Here is a 16155-nt window from a genome sequence, read left to right as displayed (position 1 = left end):
TATTTTCGTTACGCGCAGAACTTTTTTATCAGGGGGCAGTCATAACTAGTGCCACTGCTTTTCTTTGATGTCCCCAATTTGTGGAGCCCATCAACCCCGCCGTTTTGGTTCAAGGTTGATGGGTTTTTTGTTGTCTGTAAATATCCCCCGTTAATAACATATTGATTGTTCAACGAAGAGATCAACTGCCACCCGTTTCCGCTAGCTGGTTGAGTTGCAACGGTTGAATTCCGGCACATAATTCTTTAGGGATCCGCCTGTGAAGAGTGTGTTGCCATGAGTCTTGAAAACAAAACCGCCGTCATCTTCGGCGGCAGCGGCGCTATCGGCAGTTCAGCGGCGCACGCTCTGGCGCGTGAAGGGGCGGATGTATACCTCGCCGCGCGTGACCACGCGAGGCTGGAGCAGGTCGCCAGCCGTATTCGCGCCGCCGGAGGGTCTGCCAGCACGTTTGTTTTCGATGCGCTCGATGATTCCTCGCTGCTCCCGGACCTTGCCCGCATTGATATCGTCGTCAACGCCACGGGCTTTATGCACAATCAGGGTAAACGCCTTGAGGCGTTAACGCTCGGCGAGTTCAGGCAGGGTTTCGATCCCTTTCTGGCCGCGTATTTTAACATTGCAAAAGCCGTGTCGCCCCGCATGGGCGGCAAGCATGGTGGAGTCATTATTACCGTCGTCGCCCCCGCCGCCAACATGGCGATGGCGGGCCACCTCGGGCATATCGTCGGCTGCGCGGGAACGGAAGCCTTGACCCGGGCGCTGGCTGCGGAACTGGGGACACACAATATTCGCGTGCTGTGCGTGCGTTCACACGCGATAGCCGACGCGGTACAGGCGGGTTCGTATGTGGGAGCCATTTTCGCCGCCAAGGCGCAGGCGATGGGGATTACGGTCGAGCAGTTTCTCGGCGGTGCAGCGCAAAGTACCCTGACGCATCGCCTGCCGACGCTGGCACAGGTGGCAGACACGATTGCGTTTCTGGCCTCAGATGCGGCATGCGCTATGACGGGAACCACCGTCAATATGACCGCGGGCGCAACCTAGCGGCCGCTCTGGCCCGCAATCCTGGACACCATCGCCCGGATCTCTTCGCGGGTTAACGGCGCCCGATCGGTGACATAGTGCAGCGTCATCCCTTCGATAAACGCGTCCAGCGCGCGGGTGGTAACCGGGTCGAACCACTGCTCCAGCGTGGTCTGGCTCATCTTCATCCAGTCCTGCATCACCGTTTTGAGCGCCGCGCTGCGGTGCATAAAGGCGTAGAGCTGATACATCAGCGCCATGTTGTGCGGCGTGGTCACCTGGGAGCTGTGGATCAGCGTGGTGATAGATTCGCACGCCATTTCCGGCCCGGTGACGCCGGCAAAGAAATCTCGGTACTGCTGCGACATCTGCCGGGTAAACCACGTGAAGGCCTCCTCCAGCAGCGGCTCCATGCCGTCGAAATAGTAGGTCATCGACCCCAGCGGCACGCCCGCGCAGGTGGCGATTTTACGGTGCGTGACGGCGTGAATGCCGTGCTCGGCGATGGTATCGAGCGTTGCCTGCAGGATCTTCTCCCGGCGATGCGGATCGTTCGGTGGTCTGCTCATAAATTCCTCACGTGGTTTATGTACAAATGTACACAAACTTGCTAGTGTTGTCGCTATTGTTGTACTTCTGGTGCTATCCCAATGACGCAGACCTCTCCCCGTAAAGCCCTGCAGCGACGCCTGTGGGCGCTGTTTATGTTCTTCTTCATTCCCGGCCTGCTGATGGCCTCCTGGGCCACGCGCACCCCCGCCATTCGCGATATTTTGTCCGTTTCTACCGCCGAGATGGGCATTGTGCTGTTCGGGCTGTCGATAGGCTCCATGAGCGGCATCCTCTGCTCCGCGTGGCTGGTAAAGCGCTTTGGTACGCGAGCGGTGATCCGCACCACCATGTGCTTTGCCGTGTTCGGAATGGGAATATTAAGCGTGGCGCTGTGGTTTGCCTCACCGGTGCTGTTCGCCCTGGGCCTGACGGTATTTGGCGGCAGCTTCGGTTCGGCGGAAGTTGCTATCAACGTGGAAGGGGCGGCGGTCGAACGTGAGATGAATAAAACCGTGCTGCCGATGATGCACGGTTTTTACAGCCTCGGCACGCTGGCCGGTGCGGGCGTGGGGATGGCGCTGACGGCCACCGGCGTGAGCGCGAACCTGCATATCCTGCTGGCGGCGCTGGTGTGCATCATTCCGATTCTGACCGGCATCCGGGCCATCCCGGACGGCACAGGTAAGAACTCCGCTGACGAACAGCACTCGGCTGAAAAAGGGCTGCCCTTCTACCGCGACTTCCAGCTGATGCTCATCGGCGTGGTGGTGCTGGCGATGGCGTTCGCGGAAGGTTCCGCCAACGACTGGCTGCCGCTGCTGATGGTCGACGGTCACGGCTTTAGCCCGACCTCCGGCTCGCTGATTTACGCCGGGTTTACGCTGGGGATGACCGTCGGGCGCTTCACAGGCGGCTGGTTTATCGACCGCTACAGCCGCGTGGCGGTGGTGCGCGCCAGCGCCCTGCTGGGCGGCCTGGGTATCGCGATGATCATCTTTGTGGATGTGGACTGGATTGCCGGCGTCTCGGTGATCCTCTGGGGACTGGGCGCGTCGCTCGGCTTCCCGCTGACCATTTCAGCCGCCAGCGACACCGGCCCGGATGCCCCGACGCGCGTCAGCGTGGTGGCGACCACGGGCTATCTCGCCTTCCTGGTCGGGCCGCCGCTGCTCGGCTTCCTAGGCGAGCACTACGGGCTGCGCAGCGCCATGCTGGTGGTGTTAGGGTTGGTCATCATCGCGGCGCTGGTGGCCCGCGCGGTGGCAAAGCCGGAAACGAATCAAACGACACTGGAGAAGGGATATGAGCGTTAAACTGATCGCCGTCGACATGGATGGTACTTTTCTGAGCGATGCCAAAACCTATAACCGCCCGCGCTTTCTGGCGCAGTATGCCCGCATGAAGGCGCAAGGCATTCGCTTCGTGGTCGCCAGCGGCAACCAGTATTACCAGCTGATCTCCTTTTTCCCGGAGATTGCGCATGAGATTGCGTTCGTCGCCGAAAACGGCGGCTGGGTCGTAAGCGAAGGTGAAGACGTCTTTAACGGCGAACTGTCGAAAGCCCATTTCGAGACCGTCGCGAACGTGCTAAACGAGGTTCCGGGCATTGAGATTATCGCCTGCGGCAAAAGCAGCGCGTACACGCTGAAATGCTATGACGAGGGCTTTAAGGATATCGCGGCGAAGTATTACCACCGCCTCGAAATGGTCAGCGATTTCGAAAACCTGAACGATATTTTCTTCAAGTTCGGGCTTAACGTGTCTGACGATGAAATTCCGCGAATTCAGACGCTGCTGCATGAAAAGCTGAGCGACATTATGGTGCCCGTCACCACCGGCCACGGCAGTATCGATCTGATTATCCCCGGCGTGCACAAAGCTAACGGTCTGCGGATCCTGCAAAAGCGCTGGGGCATTGACGATAGCGAAGTGGTGGCCTTCGGCGACAGCGGCAACGACGTGGAGATGCTGCACCAGTCCGGGTTCAGCTTTGCGATGGCGAATGCCAGACCGCATATTAAAGCGGCCGCGCGTTTTGAAGCGCCGCATAATAATGATGAAGGCGTTTTAAACGTGATTGAGAAGGTGTTGAACGGGGAGGCGCCGTTTAATTGATACCGTGCGGTCTGGTGCCCTCACCCCTCACCCTGGCCCTCTCCCACAGGGAGAGGGGACTGTTCCGTACTCGCCCAGATTGAGAGGGGCTGTTCCGTACTCGCCAACAGGGAGAGGAAATAAGAATTAAGGTTGCAGGGCGTTCCCGACGCGTTTGTCTTTCAGGAACACCACCATCAGGCCAACCCACAGCACGCCGTTGGCGAGGTTAAACAGGCTGAACAGCCCGTTGCCGCCCATCGCGTAGGCATGCTTGCTCACTTCGATACCGACGGTAAAAATCAGCATCTGCAGCATCCCCATCGCAGCTGACACCGTGCCTTTACTCATCTCGCTGGCAAACAGCGTCAGGCGCACCAGCCCGGCGTTGGCCACGCCAATCCCGAAGGCATAGAGGCTGAGCCCCGCAGTCATCCACAGGTAGGCGTGGGATGACGCGACGGTCGCCACCGCAGCCAGAATCAGCCCTGCCGCAATCGGCCAGCCGCCCATGATAATCAGAGAACGCACGGTGCGTCGTGACGTCAAACGTGCCAGCACCAGGTTCCCGATAATCAGCGCGCCAAAGATCGGCACCTGCAGCAGGCCATACTCGTAGCTGCTGAGCTTTTCACCGCTGATGATAATGACCGGCGACTGCGCGATCCACGCCAGCAGAGGCAGGCTAACGAACCCGGTCGCCAGCGCGCCCGCCACAAAGCGGCCATTCTTCAGCACCTCTTTGTAATCCCGACCCAGCTCTTTCAGCGAGAGTTTCTCGCCGATGCGGGTGGCCGTTTCCGGCATCGCCCGGTGCAGGCCAAAGAACGCGAAGGCGGCGAGAAGCGCAAAGAGCACAAACATCCCTTCCCACGGCGCAACGTGCACCCACGCGGCACCCACCAGCGGCCCGAGTAAGGGGGCGATCAGCGCCACGTTCGCCATCAGCGCGGTAATCTTGATACACACCGCCTCCTCAAACGACTCCTGAATGGCGGCATACCCCACGGCGCCGATAAAGCACAGGCTCACCCCCTGCAGGAAGCGCAGCAGGGTAAATTGTTCAATGTTTTGCGCCAGCAGCGTGGCGAGACAGGTGACGATAAACCACACCACGCCCGTGAGCATCACCGGACGACGGCCAATACGATCCGACAGCGGGCCTAACAGCCACTGTAAAAACATGCCGCCGGCCAGATAGGCGGTCATAGAGGTCGGCACCCACTCAATACCCGCGTTGTACTGCGCCACAACGGCCAGCATACCGGGCTGGATCATATCGTTGCCGATATAGGTAGAGAATTCGTAGAGCACCAGACACAGAGGGAAAAGCAACGCCTGACGACCCAGACGTGAACCAGAAGAAGAACGGTTTAACATGCAATCTCTTTATAATGACAAAATCGCGACGAGTTTAATGAAATGCCGCAGCCCGAGATAGTGATTTATCGAGGATAAACAGAAATAAAGCACATATCGTCTTCGTTTAAGGTTTCCTTAAGTTGACAGTTTTATGATAGCCCGATTACTCGTCAACGATCCCAAATTATGGCACTCACCTCCAGCCGTTCAGAATTGTCTAACTTACAGACAAATAAGACAAAACGACTTTACCGCTTGCCGACCCGCTTTTATGGTTATCAGCTTTTCGTACTGATTGCCCTTGCCGTGGTCTTTACGTGGCTATCGCGCAATGAAGCGCTCGACAGATGGATCACCGGCTTTTGGTATGACGCGGCAACGCAGAGCTTTCCGCTGCAGAAGGACCACCTGCTGGATCTGCTGAACCACCGCCTGGCGAAGTACATCGCCATCGGCTTAGGTGCTGTAGCGCTGTTTTACGGCGCCTACAAGCGCAACGCAAGGCTGGTCACGGCGGCGCTGCTGATGGGCGTTGGCGCGCTGGTGGTAGGCGTGCTGAAAAGCGTGAGCCATCACAGCTGCCCGTGGGATCTGGTGGAATATGGCGGTAAGGCTGTCTCTTATCCCCTGTTCAGCGCCGTCCCTGCTGACAGCGGTCCGGGGCGCTGTTTTCCCGGCGGTCATGCCTCCAGCGGCTTTATGGTGATGGGGCTGTTTTTTGCCTTCTGGCGCGAGCGTCCGCGTCTCGCCTGGTGCTTCGTCGCGCTGGGCGTGGTATTAGGTCTGGCGATGGGCTACGGCCAGGTCATGCGCGGGGCGCATTTTTTCTCTCACAACCTGTGGGCCGGGTGGTGGGTCTGGTTTTCCCAGGTGGCGGTCTACGGACTTATTTCCACCCGGTATGCTAAAGAGTGATAACGCTATGTTAGAGAATCTGAATTATCAGCTGTTTTATCTGATCAACGCCACGCCAGCCTCGCCTGAGTGGACGATCGATTTTGCTACCTTTCTGGCAAAAGATCTGATCAGTATCGTGCCTGCACTGGCTGCGATTCTCTGGCTGTGGGGGCCCCGCAGCCAGGTGAAGGCGCAGCGCCAGCTGGTGATTAAAGTCGCGATGGCGCTCGGGGTAAGCGTCCTGGTCAGCTACATTCTCGGCCATGCGTTCCCGCACGCCCGTCCTTTTGTGGCTCACGTGGGCTATACCTTCCTGCACCACGCGCCGGATGACTCGTTCCCGAGCGATCACGGAACGGTGATCTTTACCTTCGCGCTGGCTTTCCTGTTCTGGCATCGCCTGTGGTCCGGCGCGGTCCTGATGGTGGCGGCCCTGGCAATCGCCTGGTCTCGCGTTTACCTGGGCGTTCACTGGCCGCTGGATATGGTGGGCGGTTTCCTGGTCGGGATGATTGGCTGCGTGAGCGCGGCTATCCTGTGGAGCCTCTTCGGTGAAGCGCTTTACCGCACGCTGTCTTCGCTCTATCGCGCCATTTTCGCTATCCCGATCCGCAAAGGCTGGATACGTGACTAACCCCAACCTGACAGGTTACACTTGAACCCCCGCCCTGCGGGGGTTCACTTTTTTATCCCGAGGAACTATGGAAACACGTCGCGATGACCGCATTGCTCAGCTGCTACAGGCGCTGAAGCGCAGCGATAAGCTGCATCTTAAGGAAGCCGCCAACCTCCTCGGCGTCTCAGAGATGACCATTCGTCGGGATCTGAACAGCGAAAGCGCGCCCGTCGTGCTGCTGGGCGGGTATATTGTGCTTGAGCCGCGTAGCGCCAGCCATTATCTGATCAGCGACCAGAAGACGCGCCTGGTGGAAGAGAAGCGCAAAGCCGCCCGGCTTGCGGCCTCACTGGTACAGCCGCACCAGACGCTGTTTTTTGACTGCGGAACCACCACGCCGTGGATTATTGAAGCCATCGACAGCAGCATCCCTTTTACCGCCGTGTGCTACTCCCTGAACACCTTTCTGGCGCTGCAGGAGAAACCCGAGTGCCGGGTGATCCTCTGCGGCGGCGAGTTTCACGCCAGCAACGCCATCTTTAAGCCGCTTAACCTGCACGACACGCTCAGCAATCTCTGCCCGGATATCGCGTTTTATTCCGCCGCAGGCGTCAACGTGCGTCAGGGTGCGACCTGCTTTAACCTGGAAGAGCTGCCGGTGAAGCACTGGGCGTTAAGCGCCGCGCAGTACCATGTGCTGGTGGTCGATCACAGCAAGTTTGGCAAGGTGCGTTCGGCAAGAATGGGCGAGCTGGCGCAGTTTGACGCCATCGTCAGCGACTGCCGTCCGGACGACGAGATTGTGGCCCACGCGAAGGCGCAGCAGGTGAAGTTGATGTATTAATAGGGTGCGGTCTGATGCCCGCACCCCGGCCCTCACCCACAGGGAGAGGGAGAAAAAACGTAGGCCGGGTAAGCGCAGCGCTACCCGGCAAAAAACTTAGCTAAACCAGCTGCCGAACCAGCCGTGGAATTTCATCATCACGAAATCCCACATCCGGCTGAAGAAGCCGCCCTCTTCCACCGCTTCCATCACAATCAGCGGACGCTGTTCAATCGACTTCCCGTTTAGCTGGAAATCAATCGTCCCGACCACCTGGCCTTTTTTCAGCGGAGCCGTGAGCTGCGGGTCGGTCAGGGTATAGCTGGCCTTCAGGTTTTTTAGCTGACCACGCGGAATAGTCACCGAGCCACCTTCACCCGCCCCGAGATTGACTTCACTCTTGTCGCCAAACCAGACGCGCTGGCTGACGAAGGTGGCATCCGGTTTAATCGGCGTCACGGTTTCATAGAAGCGGAAGCCCCAGGTCAGCAGTTTTTCTGACTCATTAAAGCGAATACGGTCGGTTTTGGTGCCCAGCACCACCGAAATCAGGCGCATGTCGCCCTGGGTCGCGGAGGCCACCAGGTTATAGCCCGCGCCCGCCGTGGTGCCGGTTTTCATTCCGTCCACGTTAACGTTGCTGCTCCACAGCAGGCGGTTGCGGTTCGGCTGGCGGATTTTATTGAAGGTAAACTCTTTCTCTTTATGGATGGCGTATTCATCCGGCACGTCGTGGATCAACGCTTTCCCCAGCAGCGCCATGTCGCGCGCGGTACTGAACTGTCCCGGCGAATCCAGACCGTGAACCGTTTTGAACGTGGTGTTGGTTAAGCCCAGTTTCTGCGCGTAGCCATTCATCAGACCAATGAAAGAATCCTGGCTGCCGGCAACGTAGTCTGCCAGCGCGATGCACGCATCATTTCCCGACTGAATAATTACCCCTTTGTTCAGATCGGAAACGGAGACCTGATCCCCCGGCTTCAGGAACATTACCGAAGAGCCCCGCAGCGCCGGGTTGCCGGTCGCCCAGGCATCTTTACCGATGGTGACCATATCGTCCAGCTTGATCTTGCCCGCTTTTAACGCCTGGCCGACCACATAGCTGGTCATGATTTTGGTCAGGCTTGCCGGATCCAGTTTCTCATCCGCATTCCCTTCCGCCAGCACTTTACCGCTGGAGTAGTCCATCAGGATCCAGGCGCGCGCATCCACAGGCGGCGCTTCGGGCGCAGCCTGTTCAGCTGCGTAGAGCGTTGGTGCAAACAGGAAAAGGAGCGCAGAGCCTGTCGCAAGGCTGCGCAGAGAAGTCATTTTACGCGTCATAAATGCCACCCGAGTGTCCATTCAAAAATTACGTCACATCACCGTGTCGCAAGAAGCGATGAGTAATAGCGCACTAAAACGGTTAAAGAAACCCAACGAGGGTAAAGTTATTAAAGTTTATGCAATAACATTCAGATACGCTTTGATTCAGACGATTTTTTTGTCTTCTGTTGCGTAATTGTTAGGTTTATCTCACCATGGCGAAAGCTGACCCGGATTCACATCTCATCAGGAGTAAATATGATTACGCTTTGGGGCAGGAACAACTCGACCAACGTTAAGAAAGTGCTCTGGACGCTCGAGGAGCTGGATTTACCGTTCAATCAAATCATGGCCGGCATGTCGTTCGGCGTGAACAAAGAGGCCGACTATCTGGCGATGAACCCGAACGGCCTGGTGCCGCTGCTGCGCGATGATGAAACCGACGCCACGCTTTGGGAATCTAACACCATTGTGCGTTACCTCGCCGCCCAGTACGGTCAGGGCCGCCTGTGGGTAGAAAGCCCGGCCCGTCGCGCCCAGGGCGAAAAGTGGATGGACTGGGCGAACCAGACGCTTTCGCCAACCCACCGCGTGATCCTGATGGGGTTAGTCAGAACCCCTGAAGCCGAGCGCGACTACCCTGCCATTCATGCCGCTCAGGATGCGTGTGAAAACCTGTTTGTGATGATGGATGACGAACTGGCGAAGCACGCCTGGTTCTCCGGTGAGGCGTTCGGCGTGGGCGATATTGCCGTGGCGCCGTTCGTCTGGAACCTGACCAACCTCGGCCTGAAGTGGACGCCGCTCCCTCACCTTGAGCGCTGGCTAAAACAGCTGAGCGATCGCCCGGCGTACCGCAATGTGGTAATGATCCCGGTCACCTGATTACGCACCGGACGGGCTAACTTTTAACAGCTGCCCGTCCGTCTCGTCGGTCAGCACATATAAATAGCCGTCCGGCCCCACCCGCACATCGCGAATACGTTTATCCCGGTCGCCCAGAATTCGCCCGTCCTCCGTTACCTTATTGCCCTCCACGCTCAGCACGATAACGTCCTTTTCCTTCAGCGCGCCGATAAACAGCTTGTTTTTCCACTGCGGGAAGACGTCGCTGTTGTAGAACGCCATGCCGCTCACGGCAGGTGATACTTTCCAGACGAACAGCGGTTTTTCGGTTCCCTCAACGTGCTCGCCTTTGGCTTCCGGAATTTTCAGACCGCTGTAGTTAATGCCGTGCGTCGCCAGCGGCCAGCCGTAGTTTTTTCCTTTCTCCGGGATGTTGATCTCATCCCCGCCGCGCGGGCCGTGCTCGTTCAGCCACAGCGCATCGCTCCAGGGATTCATCGCCATCCCCTGCGGGTTGCGAATGCCGTAAGACCAGATTTCGGGTCGCGCGCCGGGAGTTTTCACGAACGGGTTATCCGGCGGCACTTTTCCGTCTTCGGTGAGGCGCACCACTTTACCCTGCAATTTATCCAGATCCTGCGCCGTCGGACGCTGGTTATTCTCGCCGAGTCCGATAAAGAGCGAGCCTTTGCCGTCGAACACCAACCGCCCACCAAAATGGTTCCCGGTGGAGAGTTTCGGCATCTGGCGGAACACCACCTGGAAGGCTTCAATGCGCGTAAAATCATCGCTTAACCGGCCATAGCCCACCGCCGTTCCGGCTTTGCCGTCACTTCCTGCTTCGGCGAAGCTCAGCCAGATGCGGCGCGATTTTTCAAAATCCGGGGCGAGGACCACGTCCAGCAATCCTCCCTGACCGTTTGCCCAGACCTTCGGCACGCCGACAATCGGATCGGACAGCCCTTTTCCGGCCTGCCAGCGTTTGAGCTGACCGCCCTTCAGGGTCACCAGCAGGCCTTTATTGTCCGGCAGAAACGCCAGAGACCAGGGATGATCGAGTTTGTTTTGCAGCACCTCGACCTTGACCGCCTCTGGGGCAGCAAGAAGCGAAAACGGAATGAACAGCGCAGGCAGGGAAATTAGCGAGGATCGAGGCATAACTCGCTCCTTTATCGGCATATGGCATAAAGGTTAGCCACTGCATCCGGGCGCGTTACCACTTTTACAAAAGCTTAATCAGAAGGGGGAGTTGCCTCCCCCTGGGTCAGTGCTGTTCAAGCTTCTCGTGCTCGTTCAGGCACATGATGCATAGAGAGAGCGTGGTCAGGCAGTTTTCAAGCTTCTCCGCGTTAACAGCGATAAAATTCGGGCAGTCGTGGCGTCCGTTCATCAAACATACCCCAGCGATGGAAAGCACCTCAGCGGCGCGGCGCAGGGCGATCAGCTCACTTTCGCCGTATTTCGCCTTCAGGGTCGATGCTTTTTCACGCATGAAATTGCAAAGTTCAAACAGGTTATCACGCAGATGTTCGCTTTCGCTGACTGACATATACCCTTTCGCCTTCCTCAACTGCAGATACGCGGCGAGGTCGATCCGGGCGTTGATCAGCTTGTTAAGCAGATCGCGTTTAAGTCTGTCAACGGTCATGCTCTTTCCTCCTCTGTCAGCCATTGTGCATAGTCAGGATAAGTACATTTTTTGTACAGTTTAATGCCTGGGATCAATTTTTATTAACTGATTAACATTATTTACAATGTTACAACGTCTGCCCGGCGCATCCGCCTTGCAAAGAGTGTATAAATCCCCCGCGATACGCTGTAAAATCCCGCCCTGATAACTCCATAATTGATGAATTTTTAACCTATGAGCAATGTTACGCACCAGCCGAAAATCGGCTTCGTCTCCCTGGGCTGCCCGAAAAACCTCGTGGATTCCGAACGCATCCTGACCGAACTGCGCACCGAGGGCTATGACGTGGTGCCAAGCTACGACAACGCCGATATGGTGATCGTGAACACCTGCGGATTTATCGACAGCGCGGTTCAAGAGTCACTGGAAGCCATCGGTGAAGCCCTGACGGAAAACGGCAAAGTGATTGTTACCGGCTGTCTGGGCGCGAAAGAAGACCAGATCCGCGAAGTGCACCCGAAGGTGCTGGAGATCACCGGCCCGCACAGCTACGAGCAGGTGCTGGAACATGTTCATCACTACGTGCCTAAACCAAAGCACAACCCGTTCCTGAGCCTGGTGCCGGAGCAGGGCGTGAAGCTGACGCCGCGCCACTACGCGTACCTGAAAATTTCCGAAGGCTGCAACCATCGCTGCACCTTCTGCATCATCCCGTCCATGCGTGGCGATCTGGTGAGCCGTCCGATTGGCGAAGTGCTGGCGGAAGCTAAACGTCTGGCCGACGCGGGCGTGAAGGAGCTGCTGGTCATCTCCCAGGACACCTCGGCTTACGGGGTGGACGTTAAACACCGCTCCGGTTTCCACAACGGCGAGCCGGTGAAAACCAGCATGGTCGGCCTGTGCGAGCAGCTGTCTAAACTCGGTATCTGGACGCGTCTGCACTACGTCTATCCGTACCCGCACGTTGACGACGTGATCCCGCTGATGGCGGAAGGCAAAATTCTGCCGTACCTGGATATCCCGCTGCAGCACGCCAGCCCGCGTATCCTGAAGCTGATGAAGCGTCCTGGCTCCGTTGATCGCCAGCTGGCGCGCATCAAGCAGTGGCGTGAAATCTGCCCGGATCTGACCCTGCGCTCCACCTTCATCGTCGGCTTCCCGGGTGAAACCGAAGAAGACTTCCAGATGCTGCTCGACTTCCTGAAAGAAGCGCGTCTGGACCGCGTAGGCTGCTTCAAGTACAGCCCGGTAGAAGGCGCAACCGCCAACGAGCTGGCGGACCAGGTGCCGGAAGAGGTGAAAGAAGAGCGCTGGAACCGCTTCATGCAGCTGCAGCAGCAAATCTCTGCCGAGCGTCTGCAGGAAAAAGTGGGCCGCGAGATCATGGTGATCGTTGACGAAGTGGACGAAGAAGGCGCGATTGGCCGCAGCATGGCGGACGCCCCTGAGATCGACGGCGCGGTGTACCTGAACGGCGAAACCAACGTCAAGCCGGGTGATATTATTCGCGTCAAGGTTGAAAACGCGGACGAGTATGACCTGTGGGGTAGCCGGGTTTAATCTCCTTTCCCCCTCACCCTCTCCCCACTGGGGAGAGGGCCGGGGTGAGGGGCAAGCAAAAGCCTACCCCTTAATCCTCGGATCCAGCGCGTCGCGCAGCCCGTCCCCCAGCAGGTTAAACGCCAGCACGGTCAGGAAAATTGCCAGACTCGGGAAGATCGCCACGTGCGGTGCAATCACCATATCCGCCCTCGCCTCGTTCAGCATCGCGCCCCACTCCGGCGTCGGAGGCTGCGCGCCTAGCCCCAGAAACGACAGGCTGGCCGCCGAGATAATCGACACGCCGATACGCATGGTGAAATAGACCACGATGGACGATACCGTACCCGGCAGAATATGGCTGAACAGGATGGTGGCATCGCTGGCCCCCATGCTGCGGGCGGACTCGATAAAGGTCTGCTGTTTCAGCACCAGCGTGTTGCCGCGCACCAGACGCGCAAACGCCGGAATCGAAAAGACCGCGACCGCAATGATGACGTTTGCCATGCCGCTGCCCATGATCGCCACCACGGCAATCGCCAGCAGAATGCCGGGAAAAGCAAACAGCACGTCGCAGATGCGCATGATGATGCGGTCCCACCAGCCTTCGTAATACCCGGCAACGAGACCCAGCACGGTACCGATGGCCGCGCCGATCAGCACCGCGAACACCCCGGCGGCAAGCGAGATCTGCGCCCCCACCAGCACGCGGCTAAAGATATCGCGACCGAGGGAGTCCACGCCGAACCAGTGCAGCATCGACGGTCCGTCGTTCAGACGGTCATAGTCAAAATAGTTTTCCGCATCAAACGGCGCCACCCACGGCGCAATCACCGCCACCGCAATCAGCAGCAGCACAAACAGCCCCGCGGTCATCGCGACCGGCTGACGGCGAAAACGCCGCCAGAATTCAGACCACGGGGTGCGGACGTGGTCCGGTTTTAGCCCCGGCATGGCGTTTAAAACGGCCTGACGTCGCCAGTTCAACAATCGCATCTTACTTGTACCTGATGGCCGGGTTAATGGCGGCGTAGAGCACGTCCACCACTAAGTTGATAAGAATAAACTCCAGCGAGAAAAGCAGGACTTCCGCCTGGATCACCGGGTAGTCGCGCATCTCGACGGAATCGACCAGCAGGCGTCCCAGCCCCGGCCAGTTGAAGACCTTTTCCACGACGATCGAGCCGCCGAGCAGGAAGCCAAACTGCAGCCCCATCATCGTCACCACCGGGATCATCGCATTGCGAAAGCCGTGCTTGAGAATGACCCACTTCTCGCTGACCCCTTTCGCCCGCGCGGTGCGAATATAATCTTCGCTCAGCACGTCAACGAACGAGGCGCGGGTAAAGCGCGCCATCACCGCCGAAACGGCAGCGCCCAGCGTCATGGAAGGCAGGATGTAATGCTTCCAGGTATCGGCTCCGACGGTCGGCAGCCAGCCCAGTTCGACGGAGAAGACCTGCATCAGCAGCATCCCCAGCGCGAACGCCGGGAAGGAGATGCCGGTCACCGCCAGCGCCATGCCGAGCTTGTCCGGCCAGCGGTTGCGCCAGACGGCCGCGATAATCCCGGCGCCAAGCCCAAACACGACCGCCCAGCTCATACTGGCAATCGTTAACCAGAATGTCGGCATAAAGCGACTGGCAATCTCCTCCGACACAGGACGGCGCGACACCATCGAAATACCAAAATCGCCCTGCAGAACGTTACAGATATAGTGGATAAACTGCATATACAGCGGCTGGTCGAGGCCAAGCTGCTTACGCACCAGGTCAATAACGGTGGCATCCGCCTCAGGCCCGGCGACCAGACGCGCCGGATCGCCCGGCAGCATATGGACAAACAAAAACACCAGGACCGCCACAATCAGCAGCGTCGGAATAAGCCCCAGCAGGCGTTTACAAACATAATTCAGCATGAGGTTTATTTTAAATCCGCATCGTCAAAGCTAAAGCCCGTGTCCGGCATGATGTAGAACCCGGTCAACGCTTTGTTATGGGCTGACACCAGTTTCTCCACCACCAGCGGCACCCACGGTGACTCTTTCCAGATAATATCCTGCGCGTCTTTGTAGAGGCGCGCCTTCTCTTCCGGTTTGGTGGTTTTCAGGGCATCGGCCAGGTCTTTATCCACCTGCGGATTGCTGTAAAACGCGGTGTTGAACAGGGTTGGCGGCCAGTTCTGCGAGGCAAACAGCGGCGACAGCGCCCAGTCGGCTTCACCTGTCGAGGCCGTCCAGCCGGTGTAGAACATCCGCACGCCGCTCTCTTTCTGCCCTTTCCCCTCCACTTCTGCCGCACGCTGTCCGGCATCCATTGCGGTAACCTGTACCTTGATACCCACCTGCGCCAGCTGCTGCTGGGTAAACTGCAGCACCTTCTGGGCGGTACTGTGATTATGCGAGGACCACAGCGTGGTGCTGAAACCGTTCGGGAAGCCCGCCTCTTTCAGCAGCTCGCGCGCTTTAGCCGGATCGTACGGCCACGGCTGATAGCTTTGCGCATAGGCGATCGCCGGCGGCAGCACGCCGGTGGCCGGAGTGGCATAGCCAGCAAAGGCGACCTTCACCAGCGCCTGACGGTTAATGGCGTAGTTGATGGCTTCACGCACCTTCGGGTTATCGAACGGCTTTTGCGTGACGTTCATGCTGATGTAGCGCTGCATGATTGACGGGCTGGCGACCAGCTCCAGCTTGCTGTTTTTCTGCAAAATGGCGGCCTGCTCATACGGGATCGGGAAGGCAAACTGCGCCTCGCCGGTTTGCAGCATCGCCGCGCGGGTGTTGTTGTCCACCACCGGACGCCAGGTGATAGTGTCGAGCTTCGGCAGCCCCTGCTGCCAGTATCCCGCGAATTTCTTCACCTTCACAAAATCGGTCTGGTTCCAGGTGAGCAGTTCATAAGGGCCGGTGCCAACAGGGTGGAAGCCGATCTCCTTGCCGTATTTTTTCAGCGCGGCAGGGGAAATCATCGCGGTTGCCGGATGCGCCAGAATATTGATAAACGCGGAGAACGGCTCTTTCAGGGTGATTTTGACCGTCGCCGGGTCGACCACCTCGGTGCTGGCGATATTTTTATACAGGTTATAGCGCTTGAGGCTATTTTCCGGATTGCTGGCGCGGTCCAGGTTAACCTTCACCGCCTCCGCATTGAAGTCTGTCCCATCCTGGAACTTCACGCCGGTTCTGAGCTTGATGGTATACACCAGCCCGTCCTCGGATACGGTGTACCCCTCCGCCAGCACGTTTTTGAGCTTCATCTCTTTATCGAGGCCAAACAGGCCCTGATAGAACGATTTCGCCACCGCCTGAGAGAGCGTGTCGTTAGCGTCATACGGATCGAGCGTGGTGAAATTCGAGCCGACGGCAACCACCACGTCTTTGGCAGCGAACGCGGGGGCAGCGGCCAGGGCTGCCGTCACGCTCGCGGCTAACAACCATCTACGCGCTACAAATGTAACCATTGT

General features: G+C 58.1%; 16 protein-coding genes. 8 read left to right on the top strand and 8 right to left on the bottom strand.

Annotation, left to right across the window (positions count from 1 at the left end; genetic code table 11):
- Positions 1–276 precede the first annotated feature (276 nt).
- The gene (locus tag ACMGGX_RS16580; RefSeq protein ID WP_348560811.1) at positions 277–1047 is read left to right on the top strand and encodes an SDR family NAD(P)-dependent oxidoreductase; all 771 of its coding nucleotides are present in this window, start codon (positions 277–279) and stop codon (positions 1045–1047) included.
- On the opposite strand, the gene ACMGGX_RS16575 is transcribed toward ACMGGX_RS16580, so the two are convergent.
- Entirely contained in the window at positions 1044–1595 is a 552-nt protein-coding gene (locus ACMGGX_RS16575; protein WP_348560810.1) for a TetR/AcrR family transcriptional regulator, read from the bottom strand. The genes ACMGGX_RS16580 and ACMGGX_RS16575 overlap by 4 nt on opposite strands.
- A gap of 81 nt (positions 1596–1676) precedes the next feature.
- On the opposite strand from ACMGGX_RS16575, the gene ACMGGX_RS16570 reads away from it, so the two are divergent.
- Together ACMGGX_RS16570 and ACMGGX_RS16565 are read left to right on the top strand one after the other, a co-directional pair.
- Positions 1677–2891 carry an MFS transporter gene (locus ACMGGX_RS16570; protein ID WP_032661348.1) on the top strand — a complete coding sequence of 405 codons (1215 nt, stop codon included), beginning with the start codon at positions 1677–1679 and terminating at the stop codon, positions 2889–2891.
- Complete coding sequence (locus ACMGGX_RS16565; RefSeq protein ID WP_181594671.1) at positions 2881–3693, top strand: Cof-type HAD-IIB family hydrolase; 813 nt, start codon at positions 2881–2883, stop codon at positions 3691–3693. The genes ACMGGX_RS16570 and ACMGGX_RS16565 overlap by 11 nt, the downstream gene beginning before the upstream one ends.
- A 126-nt stretch (positions 3694–3819) precedes the next feature.
- Here ACMGGX_RS16565 and ACMGGX_RS16560 read toward each other — a convergent pair whose 3' ends face one another.
- Entirely contained in the window at positions 3820–5052 is a 1233-nt protein-coding gene (locus ACMGGX_RS16560; RefSeq protein ID WP_029739435.1) for an MFS transporter, read from the bottom strand.
- A gap of 168 nt (positions 5053–5220) precedes the next feature.
- Between ACMGGX_RS16560 and ACMGGX_RS16555 the strand changes: the two genes are divergently transcribed.
- The 3 genes from ACMGGX_RS16555 to deoR all read left to right on the top strand — a co-directional run bounded on the left by ACMGGX_RS16555 (position 5221) and on the right by deoR (position 7391).
- Positions 5221–5949 carry a phosphatase PAP2 family protein gene (locus tag ACMGGX_RS16555; protein WP_348560809.1) on the top strand — a complete coding sequence of 243 codons (729 nt, stop codon included), beginning with the start codon at positions 5221–5223 and terminating at the stop codon, positions 5947–5949.
- A 7-nt stretch (positions 5950–5956) separates the two neighbouring features.
- Positions 5957–6565, top strand: coding sequence for an undecaprenyl-diphosphate phosphatase (gene ybjG, locus ACMGGX_RS16550; RefSeq protein ID WP_252047377.1), 609 nt, complete (start codon positions 5957–5959; stop codon positions 6563–6565).
- Between the two features lie 67 nt (positions 6566–6632).
- Positions 6633–7391 (top strand): DNA-binding transcriptional repressor DeoR, encoded by a 759-nt coding sequence (deoR, locus tag ACMGGX_RS16545; RefSeq protein ID WP_029739929.1) that lies wholly within the window; start codon positions 6633–6635, stop codon positions 7389–7391.
- A gap of 96 nt (positions 7392–7487) precedes the next feature.
- Here the strand turns inward: deoR and dacC are convergent, their stop codons facing one another.
- Positions 7488–8693 carry a serine-type D-Ala-D-Ala carboxypeptidase gene (gene dacC / locus ACMGGX_RS16540; RefSeq protein WP_032661393.1) on the bottom strand — a complete coding sequence of 402 codons (1206 nt, stop codon included), beginning with the start codon at positions 8691–8693 and terminating at the stop codon, positions 7488–7490.
- A gap of 240 nt (positions 8694–8933) precedes the next feature.
- On the opposite strand from dacC, the gene ACMGGX_RS16535 reads away from it, so the two are divergent.
- Complete coding sequence (locus ACMGGX_RS16535; RefSeq protein ID WP_420298615.1) at positions 8934–9560, top strand: glutathione S-transferase family protein; 627 nt, start codon at positions 8934–8936, stop codon at positions 9558–9560.
- Here the strand turns inward: ACMGGX_RS16535 and ACMGGX_RS16530 are convergent, their stop codons facing one another.
- Positions 9561–10679 carry a PQQ-dependent sugar dehydrogenase gene (locus ACMGGX_RS16530; RefSeq protein ID WP_181594669.1) on the bottom strand — a complete coding sequence of 373 codons (1119 nt, stop codon included), beginning with the start codon at positions 10677–10679 and terminating at the stop codon, positions 9561–9563. It lies immediately after the preceding gene.
- Positions 10680–10785: 106 nt separating this feature from the next.
- On the bottom strand, positions 10786–11169 hold the full coding sequence (bssR, locus tag ACMGGX_RS16525; RefSeq protein WP_181594668.1) for a biofilm formation regulator BssR: 384 nt from the start codon (positions 11167–11169) through the stop codon (positions 10786–10788).
- A 216-nt stretch (positions 11170–11385) separates the two neighbouring features.
- Between bssR and rimO the strand changes: the two genes are divergently transcribed.
- Positions 11386–12711, top strand: a complete 1326-nt coding sequence (gene rimO / locus ACMGGX_RS16520; protein WP_023310913.1) for a 30S ribosomal protein S12 methylthiotransferase RimO — start codon at positions 11386–11388, stop codon at positions 12709–12711.
- A 63-nt stretch (positions 12712–12774) separates the two neighbouring features.
- Here rimO and gsiD read toward each other — a convergent pair whose 3' ends face one another.
- Genes gsiD through gsiB form a run of 3 tightly spaced genes read right to left on the bottom strand, consistent with a single transcriptional unit; the run spans position 12775 to position 16152 of the window.
- Positions 12775–13686, bottom strand: a complete 912-nt coding sequence (gsiD, locus tag ACMGGX_RS16515; protein ID WP_024908682.1) for a glutathione ABC transporter permease GsiD — start codon at positions 13684–13686, stop codon at positions 12775–12777.
- Position 13687: 1 nt separating this feature from the next.
- Positions 13688–14608, bottom strand: a complete 921-nt coding sequence (gene gsiC / locus ACMGGX_RS16510; RefSeq protein WP_032661329.1) for a glutathione ABC transporter permease GsiC — start codon at positions 14606–14608, stop codon at positions 13688–13690.
- A 5-nt stretch (positions 14609–14613) separates the two neighbouring features.
- Entirely contained in the window at positions 14614–16152 is a 1539-nt protein-coding gene (gsiB, locus tag ACMGGX_RS16505) for a glutathione ABC transporter substrate-binding protein GsiB (protein ID WP_045355709.1), read from the bottom strand.
- Between the last annotated feature and the right edge of the window lie 3 nt (positions 16153–16155).

The sequence above is a fragment of the Enterobacter sp. BNK-29 genome (assembly GCF_048684785.1).
GTDB lineage: Bacteria > Pseudomonadota > Gammaproteobacteria > Enterobacterales > Enterobacteriaceae > Enterobacter > Enterobacter cloacae_M.
Note: the sequence above shows the minus strand (reverse complement) of the source record. Positions and strands in the feature narration are given on the sequence as shown.

Coding starts and splice junctions, on each gene's coding strand:
- ACMGGX_RS16580 (WP_348560811.1), top strand. CDS start 277: ATGAGTCTTGAAAACAAAACCGCCGTCATCTTCGGCGGCAGCGGCGCT.
- ACMGGX_RS16575 (WP_348560810.1), bottom strand. CDS start 1,595: ATGAGCAGACCACCGAACGATCCGCATCGCCGGGAGAAGATCCTGCAG.
- ACMGGX_RS16570 (WP_032661348.1), top strand. CDS start 1,677: ATGACGCAGACCTCTCCCCGTAAAGCCCTGCAGCGACGCCTGTGGGCG.
- ACMGGX_RS16565 (WP_181594671.1), top strand. CDS start 2,881: ATGAGCGTTAAACTGATCGCCGTCGACATGGATGGTACTTTTCTGAGC.
- ACMGGX_RS16560 (WP_029739435.1), bottom strand. CDS start 5,052: ATGTTAAACCGTTCTTCTTCTGGTTCACGTCTGGGTCGTCAGGCGTTG.
- ACMGGX_RS16555 (WP_348560809.1), top strand. CDS start 5,221: ATGGCACTCACCTCCAGCCGTTCAGAATTGTCTAACTTACAGACAAAT.
- ybjG (WP_252047377.1), top strand. CDS start 5,957: ATGTTAGAGAATCTGAATTATCAGCTGTTTTATCTGATCAACGCCACG.
- deoR (WP_029739929.1), top strand. CDS start 6,633: ATGGAAACACGTCGCGATGACCGCATTGCTCAGCTGCTACAGGCGCTG.
- dacC (WP_032661393.1), bottom strand. CDS start 8,693: ATGACGCGTAAAATGACTTCTCTGCGCAGCCTTGCGACAGGCTCTGCG.
- ACMGGX_RS16535 (WP_420298615.1), top strand. CDS start 8,934: ATGATTACGCTTTGGGGCAGGAACAACTCGACCAACGTTAAGAAAGTG.
- ACMGGX_RS16530 (WP_181594669.1), bottom strand. CDS start 10,679: ATGCCTCGATCCTCGCTAATTTCCCTGCCTGCGCTGTTCATTCCGTTT.
- bssR (WP_181594668.1), bottom strand. CDS start 11,169: ATGACCGTTGACAGACTTAAACGCGATCTGCTTAACAAGCTGATCAAC.
- rimO (WP_023310913.1), top strand. CDS start 11,386: ATGAGCAATGTTACGCACCAGCCGAAAATCGGCTTCGTCTCCCTGGGC.
- gsiD (WP_024908682.1), bottom strand. CDS start 13,686: ATGCGATTGTTGAACTGGCGACGTCAGGCCGTTTTAAACGCCATGCCG.
- gsiC (WP_032661329.1), bottom strand. CDS start 14,608: ATGCTGAATTATGTTTGTAAACGCCTGCTGGGGCTTATTCCGACGCTG.
- gsiB (WP_045355709.1), bottom strand. CDS start 16,152: ATGGTTACATTTGTAGCGCGTAGATGGTTGTTAGCCGCGAGCGTGACG.